This window comes from Mycobacterium sp. E3247 (assembly GCF_001667785.1).
Lineage (GTDB): Bacteria > Actinomycetota > Actinomycetes > Mycobacteriales > Mycobacteriaceae > Mycobacterium.
Map to the genome: position 1 here is coordinate 20,565 of NZ_LZJG01000361.1, position 18,040 is coordinate 38,604.

Below are 18,040 nucleotides of genomic sequence, written 5' to 3' on the forward strand. Positions count from 1 at the left end.
CTCGCGGCGGTTCCCGTCCCGGGCCTACCGCGCAACTGTTTGGGGCTCGTTACCAACTGCTCTTTTGCACGCCGGGCAGCTCGCCCGCGTGCGCCATCTCGCGCAGGCAGATCCTGCACAGCCCGAACTTGCGGAAGACCGCGCGCGGGCGGCCGCACTTGTTGCAGCGCGTGTAGCCGCGCACCGCGAACTTCGGCTTGCGTGCGGCCTTGTTGACCAGTGCCTTCTTCGCCATGCTCAGTTCTCCTTGAAGGGAAAGCCGAGGGCCCGCAACAGCGCTCGTCCTTCGTCGTCGGTCGTCGCCGAGGTGACGACGTTGATGTCCATGCCGCGGACCCGGTCGATCTTGTCCACGTCGATCTCGTGGAACACCGACTGCTCGGCGAGCCCGAAGGTGTAGTTGCCGACACCGTCGAACTGCTTGGGCGACAGGCCGCGGAAGTCGCGGATACGGGGCAGCGCGATGGAGGTGAGGCGGTCCAGGAACTCCCACATCCGGTCGCCGCGCAGGGTGACCCGCGCACCGATCGGCATGCCCTCGCGCAGCTTGAACTGGGCGATGGACTTGCGCGCCCGGCGGATCTCCGGCCGTTGACCGGTGATCAGCGCCAGGTCGTTGACCGCGCCGTTGATCAGCTTCGCGTCCCGAGCCGCGTCGCCGACGCCCATGTTGACGACGACCTTGGTCACCGTCGGGATCTGCATGACGTTGGCGTAACCGAACTGCTGCTGCAACGAATCACGAATCTCGTTGCGGTAGCGCTCTTTCAGACGCGGCTGCACTTTTTCTGCTGTGGTCATGGCCTCAGATGTCCTTGCCGTTGCGCTTGGAGATGCGGACGCGCTTGCCGGTCTCGTCGTCGACCCGGTAACCGACGCGGGCGGGCTTGCCGTCCGAGTCGACCACCATCACGTTGGAGACGTGGATCGGGGCCTCCTGGGTGACGATTCCGCCGGACTGCGCTCCGCGCTGGTTGCTCGAGATCGCGGTGTGCTTCTTGATCCGGTTGACGCCCTCGACGAGGACCCTGTCGCGCTCCGGGTAGGCCTGCAGCACTTTGCCCTTGGCGCCTTTGTCTTTGCCGGCGATGACCAGAACGGTGTCGCCTTTGCGGACCTTCATCTACAACACCTCCGGGGCAAGCGAGATGATCTTCATGAACCGCTTCTCGCGCAGTTCGCGGCCGACCGGCCCGAAGATGCGGGTTCCGCGCGGGTCGTTGTCGGGCTTGATGATCACCGCGGCGTTCTCGTCGAACTTGATGTAGCTGCCGTCCGGGCGGCGGCGCTCCTTGACCGTGCGCACGACGACGGCCTTGACGACATCCCCCCGCTTGACGTTGCCGCCGGGGATGGCGTCCTTGACGGTGGCGACGATGACGTCGCCGATACCGGCGTAGCGTCGCGACGAACCGCCGAGCACCCGGATGCACAAGATCTCCTTGGCGCCGGTGTTGTCGGCCACCTTCAGCCGCGATTCCTGCTGAATCACTCGATCTCCTGACCTGGTTGCGTGTGCACGGCAGGAGGCAAGCCACAGCCCACCGAATAACCTGACATGCGCGGTCTTTGTCACCGAAGGGCACGCGGGGCCGATTCGCACCGGCCGAGGTCTGCCCAAGGCAACCCCTAGAGTCTAGGGGACGAGCAGCTCAGAGCCAAATTCGCGGCCCAGGCGGGTGCGAGGCCGGTGCAAGGTCGGTTCAGGGGGCGGTTTGCCCGATCCTTCGGATATCGCCGAGGTGGTGCACGCCCTCGTGCATGGCCTGCCGCACGAGCCAGCGGGCGGTGCGCTCCTCCCCCGGCAACCGGGTAGCCGTGCGGTCCCAGCCGGGATCTTTGGTGCGCGCGACTTCGTCGCGGAAGCCCGCCGCGGCGGCCGCCAGCTCGTCGAGCGTGGCATCGATGTCGCAGTCGTTGTACCGGAAGCGGCGGGCCCGCAGATCGTTGAACATCGGCTCGCACGCGGGCTGGTGCTCGGTGCGGACGCGGTACAGCCGGATGGTGAAGCTGACGTAGACGTCGCGCACGTGGCAGAGGTACTCGGCGACGGACCACACTTCCGGGCTGGGCCGTACCCGCCGCGCCTCGGGCGGGATCGCGGAGACGGCAACCCGGACGGCGTCCGGCAGTCCGGCGATCACGCCGACCGCGTCGTCGAGCCGAATACTCGAATAGCTCAGCTCACAGGCCGCGCAGACGTGGTCTTCGGCGGCCAACGGGGGCAGCGACGCGGGCATGGGGCAATGTTCCACCTGGAACGGTGGGGGATTTTCGTCGGTGGCGGTTTCTAAGCCTTTCCCGCGCCCACGAGCCAGGCGTTGACGTCGTAATAAGCGGGGCCGTCGGTTGCGGTGATTCTTCTGCACGAGACGAAGCTCGATGCGGCGGGTGCGAGGTCGTACACGTATTGATCGTTGAACTGCTCGCCACCTTTTGTGCGTTGAACCGCGACGGTCGCGCGGATCGGAAAATCCTTCGAGGCGTTGACCACGTGCCAGGAATAAAAGCCGCCGCAGGCGTTGTCCGGCCAGCTTTCTACCGAAGCCAGGTGGTTTGGGTCAACGGTGTCGGCCCACGCAAATCCGGGCGGGCCGACGATCGGAACGCAAACGGCGAGTAACGCAACACCTTTAGCGACGAATCTCACGATCATGTTCTCCACGTTTCAACACACGCATCGTATCGCCATAGCACTCGAAGCGTTGATGAAATTCGGCGCTTTCATTGGCCCGCCGGCCAGGATTAAGAACGGGGGTGGGTCGTCGTCGGTGGGGGCGTCGCGGGGCCGGTAATGCGCGGTGTCGCTTGGTTGCCGGACCGCGGCGCGGGCCATTCGATTCTGTCGACGTTCGGTGGCCACGCGCGCGGCGCGGTCCCGGGCGCGGGTGCGTCGTCGGGTCGGCATCATCGCCGTGCGCTCGGCGCAGTAATCCTGGAACGGGTCGACTTCGGGGGCCGCGAGCGCCCCGGTGGCCCAGCACAGGCTCGGGAACAACAGCGCGCTGCCCGGGGTGGTGACATAGGTGCGCCCAGCCAGGGAAGTCAGGATCAACGTCGCGTCGGGCAGCTGCTTCTCCTGCCAGCCCCAGAAGGTTTTCACCAAATGATGCGTGCGGCACAAGCATTTGAGGTTGGAGGCATGGGTGGGCCCGCCGGCACTGTAGGGGATCGTGTGGTCGATGTCGCAGGCCACCGCCGGGCAATCACAGCCGGGCCAGCGGCACGTCAGATCCCGGCACCGCACGAAATCGGCCAACGCCGCGGACGGCACATAGCCCTGCTCCGGTGGTGCATCGGCGGGGTGGACCAGCGGCACCAGCTTGGCCGAGGCGGCCAACTCGGCGACCACCTCGGGCGGAATCAGCCCGTCGGCGCGGACCTCGCAGCCCGGCGCGGCGCCATCGCCGTCGAGGGTGGCCCGCTCGGCGAGCACGTGGATCACCACCGGGCTCGCCGGTGACCGGCCGCCCGCGGCACAATCCGCGCGCCCACAGCGGCACCCCAGCCGGTCGGCCCCGGCGGCCAGCGCCCCCAACCCATCCGCGCGGCGCTGCGCTCGGGTGCGCGGATCGTGCGCGCATACCGTGGCCGCCAACGCGTTCAGCCGCGCTTCGAGGGCGTGCGCATCGGGGCTGAACAACACACCCTCAAGGCGGGCCAGGCCATCTCCCATTTCGCCGATCCACACCTCGCGCCCCGCCGCGCGCTCCCGGCGCCGGCGCACCGCATCGGCGTCGGCTTTGGCCACGATCTTGTCCACCTGCGCGCCCAGCCGGCCCTGCGTCAGTGAGGGGCAGCGCACCACGTTGGCGGCCAACTGCACGTCCACGGCCGCCAACACCTCGGCATCGGTGATCAGATCGGTGCGAAACACCAGCGTCTGAAACATCCGGAAGTCGATCTCGCCCGCGTTGAAGACCGCACCCACCTTCGGCAGCCGCTCACGCATGGCCCGCGCGTACCGGACCCGGCTGGCCGCCATCCCCTGGCTGATCCGCAGCTCCGCGGCGATCTCGGCCGCCACCGCCGCCTCGGTATCCACCGCCCACTCTTCGGTCTCACCACACCGGGACAGCCGGTAGGCGAACAACTCCCCGACCCAGCACAACTGCGCCGCTGCCGCCCGATTCTCCGCCCGCGCACACCACGACACCCGCTCCAGCAACCCCGACGACTCCGCCGTCTTCGACGGATACCGCCGCTCGAAATGCTCATCAAACGCGGCGATCACCTCCGCCGACGACCCCGTTGAATCGAACATACATTCGATCATGCCACCGGCCTACGACAGAACTAGTCCCCTTGCCGCACCCAGGAGAAGATGTACAAGCTCATCGCCGTCACCAACGCCAGCAGCACCCACTGCACCAACGCTTGGTCGATCCATGAACCGGGCGGTGGGCTGCCGGGAAGGATATTGCGCAGCGGTACGACGGCGAACAGCATCGCGGCGTACCACGTGCCGAACGGCGGCACGAACTTCCGCCTGCCCATCGCCATCGGAATGGCCACCAACAGCGCCACGGTCGGCAGCGCCATCAGGACAAGGCAGATGACCAGGTCGAAGACAAGCGGCCCGTCGGCCCGCTCCAGGGTGACGACCACGTTGCCGGTGTCCATCGACCGCGAAGTCCGAAGACCGCTGGGGTCGCGTACGCGCTCGACGTTGATGTTCCAACCGTCCAACGAGCCGGTTACCTCGACGATGGCCGGCACCTTCCTGCGGTTGTCACCGGCCCCCACGAACGCGTCGGCCGCGATCGGCTCGGTCTTGTACTTGTCGAATGGCCAGTTCCGCGGATTTCCGTGCGCCTCGATGGTGGTGGTGAGTTGCGCCGGCGCCTTTCCCTTGGGGTAGTTCAGGTCCCCGAGGTCGCTCGTCGGATACAGCCGCACGGCGACGTCGTTGCCCAACACGTCGAATCGTGGGTCGTACTGCGCAACCCCCGGATAGACGAGGACGTTGACGGTGAGCCGGTTCGCGACGGGTTTCAGCTCCTCGACGCGTAGCTGCACGATGGTGGCGTCGCCCCCACCCTGGCTCAGATCCAGGGGAGGGAGCGGACCCGATTCCCGCTGCAGCGCATGGACCCCAAGCAGCGAGAGTGCATAGGTGATGACGACGGTGACCAGGACGGCCACACCGATCTCGATCTGCGACCTCGTCAACTTCGGCGGCTTGACCCTGGCCGCCGGTTTTTTCTTTTTCTTCGGCGCCGCGGCCGTCGGCGCGGCGGGCGCACCGACCGCCGGTTCGGCCGACGCCGGCGCCTCAGACGTCATCGGTCGACCGCCGCGGCTGCTTGCTGGTGCCGCGCCGGCATGGCTGCCGAGGTGCACTGTAACGGGGCGCCACGTGGTGGGATGCTAGCGAACAGCCCTCCCGGTCGCGCGGCGAATTCCTATGTCCGCGTGTGTCTGGCGGTTCCGTCACCCGCTGGACATCCTCGGTTCACCCACTGGACGACGACTTGCACGGCACCAGGCGGCGACACGGCGAACCGTTTGCTAGCGGGACTCCACGTCCACCACGCAGCGAAACCCGATGTGGGAGGTCGCCGAGTCCTGCGACTGCGGCGACCGGGCCGCCGGGCGGTAGCGGTGGCAATACTCCGGCGCGCACAGGTGCGAACCGCCTTTGAGGACTTGGTTGATCGAGGGGTTCGGTGGCCCCGTTGGGGTGCAACAGGCTTTCGGCGGCTGATCGAGCCGGTGGTGTGCGGAGAACTCGGTGGCGGTCCACTCCCATACGTTGCCGATCATGTCGAGCAGGCCGAACCCGTTGGGCGGAAACGTCCCCACCGGAGAAGTCCCCACCCAGCCGAGCGCACCACCGTTGCGGTAGGGGAAGTCGCCTTGCCACGTGTTGGCCATCAGCCGGCCATCGAGCCTGGCCTCGTCCCCCCAGGAGTAGGTCGTCGTGCTTCCGGCGCGCGCCGCATACTCCCATTCGGCTTCACTGGGCAGGCGCCGACCGGCCCAGCGGGCGTAGGCCACGGCGTCCGGATAGGCCACCTGCACCACTGGATGGTCGAGACGGTCTGCGATGTCGCTGTCCGGTCCGAACGGGTGGGACCAGCTGGCCCCCGCCACCCAGTGCCACCATTGGCGCCAGTCACGCAGATCCACCGGGCCCCGCGTCGGGCGAAAGACCATGGCACCGGGGCACAGATCGTTGGGATCGGCGCCTGGATAGAGCGCCGGGTCGATGGGTTGTTCGGCGACCGTCACATAGCTTGTCGCGGCGACGAATTCGGCGAACTGCGCGTTGGTCACCGGGTGCCGCTCCACCGCGAACGGGCCCACGGTGGCCGTGTGGATGGGTGCCTCTTCGGGGTAGAAGCTCGTCGAGCCCATGCGGAATGACCCGCCAGGCAAGTCGACCAGCTCGGTAAGCACCACCTCAGCGTAGGACCACCACGAGCCGCCAGTGACGCACCGGCAGTAACGCGCGCATGCGCGGATAACTGCCGGCGGCCTCACGGCCAAACACGTCGACGCCGGGCGACATGAATCCCCTTCCGCCCTAGGCGATTACTGCCGCGCGACACCCGCTATTCGCCCAGCCGAGCCAACCCGTTCACCTGAATTTGGTTTGCTTGCTCGGTCGATGCCGTTAAGTCTCGACATGTGCCGAACGGGGTGACGTTCCCGACCCCGCCCTTCGGCGCCGGGCGCCATCGCCGACGCCACGCACCCGGATCTGTTGCCCGCAAGGAAATCAAGCGAAGTGAAGCGCAAACGATTGGCCGCGACCATCTGCATGCTGGCCGCGGCCGCAATGGTGCTTCCGGCATGCAGCAACGCTCCCGCCACCCTGCCGTATACCGCTGGGGCGAAGGTCAACTGCGGCGGTGACCAGAACCTGCTGGCCAGCGGATCGACCGCACAAGCCAACGCGATGAACCGATTCATCGCCGCCTACACCAAGGCCTGCCCGGGCCAGAATCTCAACTACACGGCCAACGGGTCCGGCGCCGGGGTCGGCGATTTCCTGGCCGGCAAAACCGATTTCGCCGGGTCTGACATACCGCTGACGCCCGACCAATACGCGGTGGCGAAGCAGCGATGCGGCGGCGCCGACGCCTGGAACCTGCCGGTGGTGTTCGGCCCGCTCGCCATCACCTACAACCTCGCCGCGGCCGACTCCTTGGTGCTCGACGGACCCACGCTGGCCAAGATCTTCAACGGGACCATCACGCGCTGGGACGATCCGGCCCTCACCGCGCTCAACGCCTCCATGCCCGCCGAGGACATCCACGTCATCTACCGCAGCGACGCCTCGGGCACCACCGACAACTTCCAGTCTTATCTGCAGGCCGCGTCCGGCGGGGCGTGGAACAAGGGCACGGGCAAGGCCTTCAACGGCGGCGTGGGGACCGGCGCCGCCGGCAACGCCGGCACGGCCGCGCTGGTGAGGACCACCGAGGGCGCGATCAGCTACAACGAGCTGTCGTTCGCGCTGAAGGAAGGGCTTTTCGCCGCGGAGATCAAGACGCCGGCCAGCCGCAGGTCATTGCGGCCGGTGCGGATAGGCGCCGACGCGGTCGGCAAGACCATCTCCGGCGCCAAGGTCATCGGCGACGGCAACAATCTCGTGCTCGATCTCTCGGCGTTCTACAACCCGGCCCAACCCGACGTCTACCCGATCGTGTTGGCCACGTACGAGATCGTCTGTTCGACCTATCCCAGCGCCGACGTGGCCAAGGCGGTCAGGGCGTTCCTGCAGGCGGCGATCGGCCCCGGCCAGGTCGACCTCGCGAAGATCGGCTACATCCCGCTGTCGGTGGACTTCCGGGCACGGGTCTCGAGCGCCGTCGACGCGATCGGCCCCGGTGACACGTCGAATTCCGAGTAACCCGGGGCTGGCTAGGCCCTCTTCGGTGTCTTCTTCTCCCGGGATCGCCACCAGGCGACGATGAACAGGGACATCGCGGTGACCAGACCGATCAACACCCACAGCACGACGGCCTGGTCGATCCACGACCCCGGCGGTGGAGAACCGGGCAGGAAGTTGCGCAGCGGCACGACGGCGAACAGCAGCGCCGCGAACCAGGTTCCCAGCGGCGGCAGGAATGTGGTCCGGCCCAACACCATCGGGATCGCCACCCACAGCGCCAGCACCGGCAGGGCGATGAGGACCAGGCAGATGCCGACGTCGAAGATCAGCGGACCCTTGGAGCGCTCCAACGTGATGATCACATTGTCCTGGACGTCGGGGTTGGGGTCTTCGGGGTCGTGGACGCGCGTCACGGTGGCGTCCCAGCCGTCCAGCTTCCCGGTCACCTCCACGCGGGCGGGTGCTTTCTCGCGGTTCTGGCCCGTACCGGTGAACACGTCGGCCGCGAGGACTTCCGTCTTGTACGAGTCGAACGGCCAGTTTCCGGGATCACCGTGGGCGACGAGGGCGGTGCTGACCTGCGCGGGCGCCTTGCCGACCGGGTACTGCAAGTCCCCCAGATCGTTCTCCGGATACAACCGCACGGCCGCATCGGTCGTCAGCACACCGAAGTTCTTGTCGTACAACGAGTCCTTCGGGTAGACAAGCACGTTCACCGTCAGGCGGTTCGCGACGGTATCCAGCTTCTCGAGGTGCACCTGCACGACGCTGTCGTCGGCCTCGAGCTTACTGAAATCCACCGGGGGCAGCGCGGGTGCCGACTTTGCCAGCAGGTGCACGGCGATCAGCGACAGCACGTAGATGACGATCACGGCCACGACAATGCCGAATGTAATCGCCATTTGCCGGCCCCGGTGGGCGGCCGGCGCCGGCGGCGCGGGGGGAGCCGGGTTCCCGGCGGTCATTGCAGCATCACGGGCCAGATGCTAGCAGGGACAACGGCAATTTTCAGGGGATAGTGACGGCGAATTCCTGCATTACCGTGGATTTCGCCGCGTCGAAACCCGGGGCTTTGCCGGGCCCCTCCAGTTGGACGGCAACCAGATACGCCTGGGTGTTCGTCCAGATGTGGGCGATGCGGTCGGCGAATTCGTTTGCTCCGGACCCACCACCGGCACCGGTGAGCAGCTGGCTGCTGTAGCCACAGAACTGGGCCGCCGTGACGGTGACCCTGGCGTTCGGGTTCGCCCGTCCCAAGTCGCCGGCGTAACGCAGAAACGCGCCGCCCGGATCGAGGTCGGTACGGGTGATGGTCACCCGCACCGACATTCCGTCGGGCCCGGCGGCCGTCAACGCCACGTCACCCGTGCCGGGGGTCGAACTCCAGCCGTCCGGCAGCGGGACGGTGAGCACGGGCGCCACCGGGTCGGACACCGAGGCCTTGGTCATGGAGCCGCCGGCCGGTGGCGGGAAGCACACCAGGGCATTGGGCGGAATGTGGTCGGGCAGCGTGGTTTCGACGCCGGGCACCGGCTCGGCCGGGTCGGACAGCCGCGTGGTGGGGGTCGTCGGCGAGGCGGTCGGACCGATGGCGGTGCCGCCGGTGGTCTTCTCGCACCCCACCGCCGGGATCACCAGCAAGCACAGCGCCAGGACTTCAATCGCGCGAAAAGGCAAGCGCAATTTCGGCTTCCACGTCCACGTAGGGCCGGCCGGACAGGTCGACGGTGACCTGCGTGATGGTGCCGCCGGTGAACGAGAACGGCGCCTTGTAGCGGCTGCACACCGCCGAGCCGCCGTTGCGCCCGACCGTGATGCCGGCACCCGCGATCCCGAACGTCCCGGGGTGCGTCTGCACGTCGGCGAGGGTGCCGACCACGTCGTCGTCGATGAACAACGTGACGTCCCCGAGCGGCGTATGGCTATCGGGCACGGTTCCGGTCCGCGCATAGCTCACGCCCAGCAGATGCCTGCCCAGCGGCACCGCGCCCGACGACGAGACGGCCTGCTGCCGCTCGCCCAGGAAGTTGTAGACGTAATGCAGGCGCCCGTCCTGGATGAACAGCACGTGCCCACCGTGCGCGCCGCCCTGCTTGAACAGCACCCCCTCCGCGCCGGTGGTATCCACGCTCACCTCGGCCAGCACCGAGAACGACCTGCCCCGGATTTCGGCGCCCGCACCGATGCTCACGTCCGCGCAGTCGGGATAGTAGACGTAACTCGTCCTGTCACCGACAAGGTACGGGCGGAACCGCGTCATCGTCTCCAAGATGTTCAGGTCCGACAGCGGCAGCCCGTTGTACTTGGCGGCTTCGGAGAACCACAACGCCTTGAGTTCTGAGAGTTTGTCCGGGTGTTCGGCGGCCAGGTCGTGGCACTGGCTGCGGTCGGCCTCGATGTGGAACAGTTCCCAGCGGTCGGCGTCGAAATGCGACCACCCGGCCGGGGTGGCCGCATGGATGGTGTTGGCGAACCAACCCTCATGCCATATCCCGCGCGTACCGAGCATCGAGTAGAACTGGGTCCGCTTGCCGGTGCCCGCGGCCGGATCGGCGAGGGCCGCTTTGAAACTCACTCCGTCGAGTGGCCTCTGCGCGATGCCCCGGACGGTTTCGGGCGGTGTCATGCCCAGCAGGTCGTAGACCGTGGGCGTGATGTCGCAGACGTTGACGTAGGTGTCGCGGATCTCCCCATGTGCGGCAACACCGTCGGGCCACGAGATGATCGCCGTGTCGGCGATGCCGCCCTCGTGCGACGCGTACCGCTTGTAGAGCTTGTACGGGGTGTTGAAGGCCATCGCCCAACCGATCGGGTAATGGTTGTAGGTCTGCGGGCCGCCGAGGTGATCGAAGAGCTTCATGCTCTCTTCGACCGTGTCGATGTAGCCGTTGAAGAACTTGCCCTCGTTCACGGACCCGTTCGGGCCCCCCTCCCCGCTGGCGCCGTTGTCGGAGATCACCACGATGATCGTGTTGTCCAGCTGACCGGAATCCTCCAAATAGTCCAGGATCCGGCCGATCTGGGCGTCGGTGTAGCTCAGGAAGCCGGCGAACACCTCGGCCATGCGGGAGAACAGCTTCTTCTCGTCATCGCTCAGCGAATCCCACGGCCGCACCGTGTCCTGCAGGGGCCAGGGCTCGCCGTTCGGCCCCGTGACGTCCGCGTACGGGTTGACCGGCGACAGTTCGGTGTCCGGCGGCACGATGCCCATCGACTTCTGGTTGTCCAGCACGATCTCGCGGTAGGCCTCGTAGCCCATGTCGAACTTGCCGGCGTAGCGATCGGCCCATTCTTTGAAAACGTGGTGCGGCGCGTGGCCGGCGCCCGGGCAGACGTAGCTGAACCAAGGCTTGTCCGGCGCGATCACCTTGGCGTCGCGGATGAATTCGATGGTCTTGTCGGCGAGGTCTTTCGAGAGGTGGTAGCCGTCTTCGGGCGTGCCCGGCGGGTTGACCGGATGGTTGTCGTAGACCAGGTCGGGATACCACTGGTCGGTCTCGCCGCCCAGGAAACCGTAGAACCGCTCGAAGCCGCGCGCGATCGGCCAATGCCGTTTGGTGGCCGCGAGATTGGACTCTTCCAGCGGCGTCAGGTGCCACTTGCCGACGCAGTACGTGTTGTATCCGCGCTCCGCGAGCACCTCGGAGAGCAGGGCGGTGTCGAACGGGATGCGACCGTTGGCGTTGGGGAAGGCGTCGGTGAACTCTTCGATGGTCGCCATGCCGACGGTGGTGGCGTTGCGGCCGGTCAACAACGACGCCCGGGTTGGCGAGCACAGCGCGGTGGTGTGGAATTGCGACAGCCGAACACCGCGCTCGGCGATGCGGGTCATCGCTGGCATCTCGACCAGGCCGCCGAAACAGTCCCACGTGGCAATGCCGGTGTCGTCCCAGACCAGGTACAGGACGTTCGGCGCGTTCTCCGGTGCGGTCGGCGCGGCGTACGGGCCCCAGTCCGGCTCGGAGTCCCGGATATCCAGCTCGATCTTGCCCTGAAAGGTTTGGGAGTCAGTCGACATGCGCCGAGCGTAACGCGACCGCGAAACTTCCGACCTTTTTTCGCGGTGCCGTCACGCTCGGCAAAGCGAAACGCCCGAGACCTCGGGTCCCGGGCGTTTCGATATCGCTTCGCGGCTACTTGGCCTTTTCCAGAATTTCGACGAGCCGCCACCGCTTGGTCGCTGACGTGGGACGCGTCTCCATCAGCGAGACGCGGTCGCCGATGCCCGCGGTGCTGTTCTCGTCGTGCGCCTTGACCTTCTTGGTGGTACGGATGATCTTGCCGTACAACGGGTGGCGCACGCGGTCTTCCAGCTCGACCACGATGGTCTTCTGCATCTTGTCACTCACGACGTAGCCGATGCGGGTCTTGCGCCGCCCACGCACCTTCGGAGTGGCCGGAGTGTGCTTGGAGCCCTTCTCTTTCGAGCCGGCGTCCTGCGCGGCCGCCTTCGGAGCCGCCTTCTTCGCTTCTGCCATCACGATTCCTTACCGTCGGGCCCGCTAGCCAGGCCCAGTTCCCGTTCGCGCAGCACGGTGTAGACGCGCGCGATCTCCTGCCGCACCGTGCGGAGCCGCCGGTTGTTGCTGAGCTGCCCGGTCGCCATCTGGAAACGCAGGTTGAACAGCTCCTCCTTGGATTCGCGCAGGCGCTCGGCCAGCTCCTCGTCGGTGAGCTCACGCAGTTCGCCAGGCGAAATTCCCACTGCCATCAGAACTGATCCTCTCGGGTCACGATGCGTGCCTTGATCGGCAGCTTGTGGATTGCACGGGTGAGTGCCGCCCGGGCCACCTGCTCGTTGGGGTAGCTCAGCTCGAACAGCACGCGGCCCGGCTTGACGTTCACGACCCACCACTCCGGCGAGCCCTTACCCGAACCCATCCGGGTCTCGGCGGGCTTCTTGGTCAGCGGGCGGTCCGGGAAGACGTTGATCCAGACCTTGCCGCCACGCTTGATGTGGCGGTTGATCGCGATACGAGCGGACTCGATCTGGCGGTTGGTGACATAGGCGTGCTCCAGGGCCTGGATGCCGTAGTCACCGAAGTTCACCGCCGTGCCGCCGCTGGCGATGCCGCGCTGGCGGGGGTGGTGTTGCTTACGATGTTTAACCCTGCGGGGAATCAACATGATTCAGCTCTCCGTGCTCTGCGGTTCTGCAGCGGGCGGCGTCTCCGCCGCGGCGGTTGCAGTGCTCTCTTCGGCGCCCGCGGCCGCGCGGCCGGCCTCGGTGCTGGTCGCCGTGGTGCCCGACGCACCGCTGCGCCGGGGCCGCGTGCCCGACGGGCGCTCGCGGCGCGGACGGTCGGCGCCCGCCGGGGCGGCCGCGGCCAATTCCCGCTTGCCGCCGACGATGTCGCCCTTGTAGATCCACACCTTCACACCGATGCGGCCGAAGGTGGTCTTCGCCTCGTACAGGCCATAGTCGATGTCGGCGCGCAGCGTGTGCAGGGGCACCCGGCCCTCGCGGTAGAACTCCGAGCGGCTCATCTCCGCGCCGCCAAGGCGGCCCGAACACTGCACCCGGATGCCCTTGACGTTCGGCTGGCGCATCGCCGACTGGATGGCCTTGCGCATGGCGCGGCGGAACGCCACGCGGTTGCTCAGCTGCTCGGCGACACCCTGGGCCACCAACTGCGCCTGCGACTCCGGGTTACGGACCTCGAGGATGTTGAGCTGAACCTGCTTGCCGGTCAGCTTCTCCAGGTCCGCACGGATGCGGTCGGCCTCGGTGCCGCGGCGGCCGATGACGATGCCCGGACGCGCGGTGTGGATGTCCACCCGCACCCGGTCACGGGTGCGCTCGATCTCCACGTCGGCGATGCCGGCGCGCTCGAGTCCGGTGGACAGCAGCCGCCGGATGGCGACGTCTTCCTTGACGTAGTCCGCGTACTGCTTGTCGGCGTACCAACGCGACTTCCAGTCCGTGGTGATACCCAGCCGGAAGCCGTGCGGATTGATCTTCTGGCCCACTAGTCTGAGCCTCCTTTCGCTTCCGAGGTCTCAGCAGTTGCCTTAGAAGTCTTCGCCTCGGCGGTTTTCGCCGGAGCCTTCTTCGCCGGTGCCTTCTTGGCGGGCGCCTTGGATGCGGCCTTCTTCGCGGGCGCCTTCGCGGCGGCCTTGCTGGCCTCGGCGCGGCGGGCCCTCGTCGACTTCGCCGAACGCTGGTCCTTGGCGGGCCGGCTCTCCACCACGACCGTGATGTGGCTGGTGCGCTTGCGGATCCGGAACGCGCGACCCTGCGCGCGAGGGCGGATGCGCTTGGCGGTCGGGCCCTCGTCGGCGTAGACGGTCGCGACCACCAGGGTGGACGGGTCCAGCCCGTTGTTGTTCTGCGCGTTCGCCGCTGCGCTGGCGATCACCTTGGCAACCGGCTCACTGGCGGCCTGGGGCGCCCAGCGCAGGATGTCCAGCGCGTCGGCCACCGACCGGCCGCGCACCAGGTCGATCACCCGGCGCGCCTTGGTCGGCGAAACCCGCACGAACCGCGCCTTGGCGACCGCGGACGGGAATTCGGTTGTGGTCATCGCCGTTTGGCCTTCCGGTCGTCCTTGATGTGTCCCTTGAAGGTGCGCGTCGGCGCGAATTCACCAAGCTTGTGACCGACCATCGCCTCGGTGACGAACACCGGCACGTGCTTGCGTCCGTCGTGGACGGCGAAGGTGTGGCCGATGAAGTCCGGGATGATCGTCGAACGTCGCGACCAGGTCTTGATGACCTGCTTGGTGTTCTTCTCGTTCTGGACGTCCACCTTCTTGAGCAGGTGGTCGTCGACGAACGGGCCCTTCTTCAGGCTGCGTGGCATGTGCTACTCCTCGAGTTCCTAGCGACCGTGCTTCTTGCCGGTGCGCCGGCGCCGGACGATGAGTTTGTTGCTGGCCTTGTTCGGGTGGCGGGTGCGACCCTCCGGCTTGCCCCAGGGGCTCACCGGGTGCCGACCACCGGACGTCTTACCCTCACCACCACCATGCGGGTGGTCCACCGGGTTCATGACCACACCACGGACCGAAGGGCGCTTGCCCTTCCACCGCATGCGGCCGGCCTTGCCCCAGTTGATGTTTGCCTGCTCGGCGTTGCCCACCTCGCCGACCGTGGCGCGGCAGCGCACGTCGACGCGGCGGATCTCACCGCTGGGCATGCGCAGCGACGCGTAGGAGCCCTCCTTGCCGAGCAGCTGGATGCTCGAGCCGGCGGACCGCGCCAGCTTGGCGCCACCGCCCGGCCGCAGCTCCACGGCGTGGATCACGGTACCGGCCGGGATGTTGCGCAGCGGCAGGTTGTTGCCCGGCTTGATATCGGCGTTCGCGCCCGACTCCACCACGTCGCCCTGCGAAAGGCCCTGCGGCGCGATGATGTATCGCTTCTCGCCGTCGAGGTAGTGCAGCAGTGCGATGTTGGCGGTCCGGTTCGGGTCGTACTCGATGTGCGCGACCTTGGCGTTGACGCCGTCCTTGTCGTTGCGGCGGAAGTCGATCACCCGGTAGGCGCGCTTGTGGCCGCCACCCTTGTGGCGGGTGGTGATGCGGCCGTGTGCGTTACGGCCGCCATGGCCGTGCAGCGGGCGCACCAGCGACTTCTCCGGCTCCGACCGGGTGACCTCGGCGAAGTCGGACACGCTGGAGCCGCGGCGGCCGGGGCTCGTCGGCTTGTACTTACGAATTGCCATGTCTAATCAGGTCTTTCTCTCGCGCGCGGCTAGGCCGGGGCCCCGAACAGGTCGATCGGCTTGCTACCCGGCGCCAGCGTGACGATGGCCCGTTTGGTGCTCTTGCGCTTGCCGTACCCGGTCCTGGTGCGCTTGCGCTTGCCCTGGCGGTTCGCGGTGTTCACCGACGCGACCTTGACGGCAAAGATCTTCTCGATGGCGATCTTGATCTGCGTCTTGTTCGAATCGGGGTGCACCACAAAGGTGTACACGTTCTCATCCAGCAGCCCGTAGGACTTCTCCGAGATGACCGGGGCCAGGATGATGTCGCGGGGGTCGGTGATGGTCGCCATCTACGCCGAAACCTCCTCGGTGCTAGCAGCGTTGCCCCCGATGTAGGCGTTGAGCGCCTCGACGCTGAACACCACGTCGTCGGAGCGCAACACGTCGTAGGTGTTGAGCTGGTCGGGCGTCAGGATGTGCACACCCGGCAGGTTGCGCACGCTCTTGGCGCCGGCCTCGTCGCTGCGGCCGATCACGATCAGCACGTTCTTGCGGTCGGTCAGCGTGCCCAGAAACGCCCTGGCGTTCTTGGTCGACGGTGTCTGACCAGACACCAGCTCGGTGACCGCGTGGATGCGGCCGTTGCGCGCCCGGTCCGACAATGCGCCGCGCAATGCCGCGATGATCATCTTCTTCGGGGTGCGCTGGGCGTAGTCGCGCGGCTTGGGGCCGTGCACGACGCCGCCGCCGGTGAACTGCGGGGCCCGCGTCGAACCCTGACGGGCACGACCGGTTCCCTTCTGCCGGTACGGCTTCCGCCCGCCGCCGCTGACCTCGCCGCGAGTCTTCGTCGAGTGCGTGCCCTGGCGCGCCGCCGCCCGCTGCGCGGTGACCACCTGGTGCATCAGCGCGATATTGGCCGGGGCGTCGAACAATTCGGCCGGCAGCTCCACGGAGCCCTCGACCTTGCCGTCCGGCGTCTTCACGTCAATCTTGAGCGCCATTACTTCTCACCTCGTTTGATCGCGCTGCGGACCACCACGAGCCCACCGGTGCGGCCGGGGACCGCACCCTTGATCAACAGCACGCCGTTCTCGGTATCGACCTTGTGCACCACCAGGTTCTGGACCGTCACCCGGTCATTACCCATGCGGCCCGCCATCCGGGTGCCCTTGAAGACCCGGGCGGGGGTGGCGCAGCCACCGATGGAACCCGGCCGGCGGTGCACCGCCTGCGCGCCGTGACTGGCGCCCTGGCCGCGGAAGCCGTGCCGCTTCATGGTGCCGGCGAAGCCCTTGCCCTTGGAGGTTCCGGTCACGTCGACATAGGCGCCGTCGGCGAAGATCTCCGCCGTCAGCTCCTGGCCGACCTGGTATTCGCTGGCGGCGGCCTCGTCGTCGAGCCGCAACTCGGCCAGGTGGCGGCGCGGGTTCACGCCCGCGGCGCTGTACTGACCGGTCACCGGCTTGTTGACCTTGCGGGGGCTGATTTCGCCGTAGGCCAGCTGAACGGCGCTGTAACCGTCACGCTCGGGTGTACGGATGCGGGTGACGACGTTGGGCCCCGCCTTGACCACCGTCACCGGGACGACCCGGTTGTTCTCGTCGAACACCTGCGTCATGCCCAGCTTGGTACCCAGAATGCCTTTTCTTGCCATGAGTTCACCAAGCCCCTACTGGATGTTGACGTCGACACTGGCCGGAAGGTCGATGCGCATCAGCGCGTCGACGGTCTTCGGCGTCGGGTCGAGGATGTCGATCAACCGCTTGTGAGTACGCATCTCGAAGTGCTCCCGCGAGTCCTTGTACTTATGCGGAGAGCGGATGACGCAATACACGTTCTTCTCAGTCGGCAGCGGCACCGGACCTACGACGCTGGCACCCGTGCGGACGACGGTCTCGACGATTTTGCGCGCCGATGCGTCGATGGCCTCATGGTCGTAGGCCTTGAGCCTGATGCGGATCTTTTGTCCCGCCACGCTTCTCCTACCCTCACTCCACTTACAAAAATCCGTGTCCGGACCTGGTGCTCCCAGCGCGCTGACCGGGCCCGGAGCCGGGCCGATCGAGCGTCGCGCCGGATACTGCGCCGCTGTTTACCTGTCGTGGTCCACCGGCCCCCGCGGTCGGGTGTGTCACCCTCACGCAGCCTGGACCCCGACGAATCTGTCGCGCTCCAAGGATGAGACCGGACGCGCCCGTTTTGGGCGCTGGTCGTATGCCCGACCAGGCGCAAACCCGGCCCAAGGCAACCTGAACAGTATGCCCTAGATCGTGTGTTTGGCCAAATCTGGACCCAGGGCCGCCGACCTGCCCTTTTGACCCCTCAGGCACCCGCCGATTCGACGCTCGCCGCGCCGGCCCGATTGTGTGCGCGCTGAACATAGAGGAAACCGTCGACGGCCGCGAGCGCGCACTCGCGGTAGTCGAAGCCAGGGAGCGTGGACAGCCGCCCCAGCACCAGGGGGCCGATGAGCAGCGCGATGGCGCGGGACCGGTCCACCTCACCCAGCTCGGCGGCCTCCGGGCTGTCGAAGATGGCGTCGAACGGCG

23 protein-coding genes and 2 pseudogenes are annotated in these 18,040 nt (G+C 67.1%); 1 reads left to right on the plus strand and 24 read right to left on the minus strand.

From position 1 onward, the window contains the following. Nucleotides 1–49: 49 nt before the first annotated feature. The 9 genes and pseudogenes from A9X04_RS19890 to A9X04_RS19930 all read right to left on the minus strand — a co-directional run bounded on the left by A9X04_RS19890 (nucleotide 50) and on the right by A9X04_RS19930 (nucleotide 6,402). Nucleotides 50–235: a type Z 30S ribosomal protein S14 gene (locus A9X04_RS19890; RefSeq protein ID WP_003873499.1), complete on the minus strand. Its 186-nt coding sequence runs from the start codon at nucleotides 233–235 to the stop codon at nucleotides 50–52. 2 nt (nucleotides 236–237) lie between these two features. Further along, nucleotides 238–801, minus strand: coding sequence for a 50S ribosomal protein L5 (gene rplE, locus A9X04_RS19895; protein WP_067924213.1), 564 nt, complete (start codon nucleotides 799–801; stop codon nucleotides 238–240). A 4-nt stretch (nucleotides 802–805) separates the two neighbouring features. After that, the gene (gene rplX / locus A9X04_RS19900; protein WP_067924214.1) at nucleotides 806–1,123 is read right to left on the minus strand and encodes a 50S ribosomal protein L24; all 318 of its coding nucleotides are present in this window, start codon (nucleotides 1,121–1,123) and stop codon (nucleotides 806–808) included. Then, nucleotides 1,124–1,492, minus strand: coding sequence for a 50S ribosomal protein L14 (gene rplN / locus A9X04_RS19905; protein ID WP_003403649.1), 369 nt, complete (start codon nucleotides 1,490–1,492; stop codon nucleotides 1,124–1,126). Between the two features lie 211 nt (nucleotides 1,493–1,703). Then, a complete protein-coding gene (locus A9X04_RS19910; protein WP_067924215.1) occupies nucleotides 1,704–2,240 on the minus strand; it encodes a DinB family protein in 537 nt (178 codons plus the stop codon). Nucleotides 2,241–2,290: 50 nt separating this feature from the next. Further along, nucleotides 2,291–2,665 carry a hypothetical protein gene (locus A9X04_RS19915; protein WP_067924216.1) on the minus strand — a complete coding sequence of 125 codons (375 nt, stop codon included), beginning with the start codon at nucleotides 2,663–2,665 and terminating at the stop codon, nucleotides 2,291–2,293. Between the two features lie 84 nt (nucleotides 2,666–2,749). Then, nucleotides 2,750–4,264: pseudogene (locus tag A9X04_RS19920) on the minus strand (HNH endonuclease signature motif containing protein); the annotation flags it as partial. A 32-nt stretch (nucleotides 4,265–4,296) separates the two neighbouring features. Beyond that, a complete protein-coding gene (locus tag A9X04_RS19925; RefSeq protein ID WP_082975118.1) occupies nucleotides 4,297–5,286 on the minus strand; it encodes a DUF4436 domain-containing protein in 990 nt (329 codons plus the stop codon). Nucleotides 5,287–5,511: 225 nt separating this feature from the next. Next, a complete protein-coding gene (locus tag A9X04_RS19930; RefSeq protein ID WP_067924231.1) occupies nucleotides 5,512–6,402 on the minus strand; it encodes a formylglycine-generating enzyme family protein in 891 nt (296 codons plus the stop codon). A gap of 331 nt (nucleotides 6,403–6,733) precedes the next feature. On the opposite strand from A9X04_RS19930, the gene pstS reads away from it, so the two are divergent. Further along, complete coding sequence (pstS, locus tag A9X04_RS19935) at nucleotides 6,734–7,861, plus strand: phosphate ABC transporter substrate-binding protein PstS (RefSeq protein WP_067924217.1); 1,128 nt, start codon at nucleotides 6,734–6,736, stop codon at nucleotides 7,859–7,861. A gap of 11 nt (nucleotides 7,862–7,872) precedes the next feature. Here pstS and A9X04_RS19940 read toward each other — a convergent pair whose 3' ends face one another. From A9X04_RS19940 to A9X04_RS20010, 15 genes and pseudogenes are all read right to left on the minus strand, one after another. Further along, nucleotides 7,873–8,808 (minus strand): DUF4436 domain-containing protein, encoded by a 936-nt coding sequence (locus A9X04_RS19940; protein WP_067924218.1) that lies wholly within the window; start codon nucleotides 8,806–8,808, stop codon nucleotides 7,873–7,875. 43 nt (nucleotides 8,809–8,851) lie between these two features. After that, nucleotides 8,852–9,526 carry a hypothetical protein gene (locus A9X04_RS31625; RefSeq protein WP_231985770.1) on the minus strand — a complete coding sequence of 225 codons (675 nt, stop codon included), beginning with the start codon at nucleotides 9,524–9,526 and terminating at the stop codon, nucleotides 8,852–8,854. After that, nucleotides 9,501–11,861, minus strand: coding sequence for an arylsulfatase (locus A9X04_RS19950; RefSeq protein ID WP_067924219.1), 2,361 nt, complete (start codon nucleotides 11,859–11,861; stop codon nucleotides 9,501–9,503). Before A9X04_RS19950 ends, A9X04_RS31625 begins: the two co-directional genes overlap by 26 nt. 115 nt (nucleotides 11,862–11,976) lie before the next feature. Then, nucleotides 11,977–12,321 (minus strand): 30S ribosomal protein S17, encoded by a 345-nt coding sequence (gene rpsQ, locus A9X04_RS19955; RefSeq protein ID WP_067924220.1) that lies wholly within the window; start codon nucleotides 12,319–12,321, stop codon nucleotides 11,977–11,979. After that, the gene (gene rpmC, locus A9X04_RS19960; protein ID WP_067924221.1) at nucleotides 12,321–12,554 is read right to left on the minus strand and encodes a 50S ribosomal protein L29; all 234 of its coding nucleotides are present in this window, start codon (nucleotides 12,552–12,554) and stop codon (nucleotides 12,321–12,323) included. Before rpmC ends, rpsQ begins: the two co-directional genes overlap by 1 nt. Continuing rightward, a complete protein-coding gene (rplP, locus tag A9X04_RS19965; protein WP_007167840.1) occupies nucleotides 12,554–12,970 on the minus strand; it encodes a 50S ribosomal protein L16 in 417 nt (138 codons plus the stop codon). Before rplP ends, rpmC begins: the two co-directional genes overlap by 1 nt. A gap of 3 nt (nucleotides 12,971–12,973) precedes the next feature. Beyond that, nucleotides 12,974–13,813, minus strand: a complete 840-nt coding sequence (gene rpsC / locus A9X04_RS19970; protein WP_067924222.1) for a 30S ribosomal protein S3 — start codon at nucleotides 13,811–13,813, stop codon at nucleotides 12,974–12,976. After that, complete coding sequence (gene rplV / locus A9X04_RS19975; protein WP_067924223.1) at nucleotides 13,813–14,367, minus strand: 50S ribosomal protein L22; 555 nt, start codon at nucleotides 14,365–14,367, stop codon at nucleotides 13,813–13,815. The genes rpsC and rplV overlap by 1 nt, the downstream gene beginning before the upstream one ends. Continuing rightward, on the minus strand, nucleotides 14,364–14,645 hold the full coding sequence (gene rpsS / locus A9X04_RS19980; RefSeq protein WP_010908582.1) for a 30S ribosomal protein S19: 282 nt from the start codon (nucleotides 14,643–14,645) through the stop codon (nucleotides 14,364–14,366). Before rpsS ends, rplV begins: the two co-directional genes overlap by 4 nt. An 18-nt stretch (nucleotides 14,646–14,663) precedes the next feature. Continuing rightward, nucleotides 14,664–15,506, minus strand: coding sequence for a 50S ribosomal protein L2 (gene rplB, locus A9X04_RS19985; RefSeq protein ID WP_067924224.1), 843 nt, complete (start codon nucleotides 15,504–15,506; stop codon nucleotides 14,664–14,666). A gap of 29 nt (nucleotides 15,507–15,535) precedes the next feature. Beyond that, on the minus strand, nucleotides 15,536–15,838 hold the full coding sequence (rplW, locus tag A9X04_RS19990; RefSeq protein WP_067924225.1) for a 50S ribosomal protein L23: 303 nt from the start codon (nucleotides 15,836–15,838) through the stop codon (nucleotides 15,536–15,538). Continuing rightward, complete coding sequence (gene rplD / locus A9X04_RS19995; protein ID WP_067924226.1) at nucleotides 15,839–16,492, minus strand: 50S ribosomal protein L4; 654 nt, start codon at nucleotides 16,490–16,492, stop codon at nucleotides 15,839–15,841. Then, nucleotides 16,492–17,145, minus strand: coding sequence for a 50S ribosomal protein L3 (rplC, locus tag A9X04_RS20000; RefSeq protein ID WP_067924227.1), 654 nt, complete (start codon nucleotides 17,143–17,145; stop codon nucleotides 16,492–16,494). Before rplC ends, rplD begins: the two co-directional genes overlap by 1 nt. Nucleotides 17,146–17,160: 15 nt before the next feature. Continuing rightward, a complete protein-coding gene (gene rpsJ / locus A9X04_RS20005) occupies nucleotides 17,161–17,466 on the minus strand; it encodes a 30S ribosomal protein S10 (RefSeq protein ID WP_003873519.1) in 306 nt (101 codons plus the stop codon). 347 nt (nucleotides 17,467–17,813) lie between these two features. After that, nucleotides 17,814–18,040, minus strand: a pseudogene (locus A9X04_RS20010) (TetR/AcrR family transcriptional regulator); the annotation flags it as partial.

What these genes read in the sequence shown, in the direction of transcription:
- rpsS (WP_010908582.1), bottom strand. Translation starts at nt 14,645, where the DNA reads ATGCCACGCAGCCTGAAGAAGGGCCCGTTCGTCGACGACCACCTGCTC.
- A9X04_RS19910 (WP_067924215.1), bottom strand. Translation starts at nt 2,240, where the DNA reads ATGCCCGCGTCGCTGCCCCCGTTGGCCGCCGAAGACCACGTCTGCGCG.
- rplB (WP_067924224.1), bottom strand. Translation starts at nt 15,506, where the DNA reads ATGGCAATTCGTAAGTACAAGCCGACGAGCCCCGGCCGCCGCGGCTCC.
- rplX (WP_067924214.1), bottom strand. Translation starts at nt 1,123, where the DNA reads ATGAAGGTCCGCAAAGGCGACACCGTTCTGGTCATCGCCGGCAAAGAC.
- A9X04_RS19940 (WP_067924218.1), bottom strand. Translation starts at nt 8,808, where the DNA reads ATGACCGCCGGGAACCCGGCTCCCCCCGCGCCGCCGGCGCCGGCCGCC.
- rplE (WP_067924213.1), bottom strand. Translation starts at nt 801, where the DNA reads ATGACCACAGCAGAAAAAGTGCAGCCGCGTCTGAAAGAGCGCTACCGC.
- A9X04_RS19890 (WP_003873499.1), bottom strand. Translation starts at nt 235, where the DNA reads ATGGCGAAGAAGGCACTGGTCAACAAGGCCGCACGCAAGCCGAAGTTC.
- rplV (WP_067924223.1), bottom strand. Translation starts at nt 14,367, where the DNA reads ATGACCACAACCGAATTCCCGTCCGCGGTCGCCAAGGCGCGGTTCGTG.
- rplD (WP_067924226.1), bottom strand. Translation starts at nt 16,492, where the DNA reads ATGGCGCTCAAGATTGACGTGAAGACGCCGGACGGCAAGGTCGAGGGC.
- rpsQ (WP_067924220.1), bottom strand. Translation starts at nt 12,321, where the DNA reads ATGGCAGAAGCGAAGAAGGCGGCTCCGAAGGCGGCCGCGCAGGACGCC.
- A9X04_RS19950 (WP_067924219.1), bottom strand. Translation starts at nt 11,861, where the DNA reads ATGTCGACTGACTCCCAAACCTTTCAGGGCAAGATCGAGCTGGATATC.
- A9X04_RS19925 (WP_082975118.1), bottom strand. Translation starts at nt 5,286, where the DNA reads ATGACGTCTGAGGCGCCGGCGTCGGCCGAACCGGCGGTCGGTGCGCCC.
- rplC (WP_067924227.1), bottom strand. Translation starts at nt 17,145, where the DNA reads ATGGCAAGAAAAGGCATTCTGGGTACCAAGCTGGGCATGACGCAGGTG.
- rpmC (WP_067924221.1), bottom strand. Translation starts at nt 12,554, where the DNA reads ATGGCAGTGGGAATTTCGCCTGGCGAACTGCGTGAGCTCACCGACGAG.
- rplP (WP_007167840.1), bottom strand. Translation starts at nt 12,970, where the DNA reads ATGTTGATTCCCCGCAGGGTTAAACATCGTAAGCAACACCACCCCCGC.
- rplW (WP_067924225.1), bottom strand. Translation starts at nt 15,838, where the DNA reads ATGGCGACCATCACCGACCCCCGCGACATCATCCTGGCCCCGGTCATC.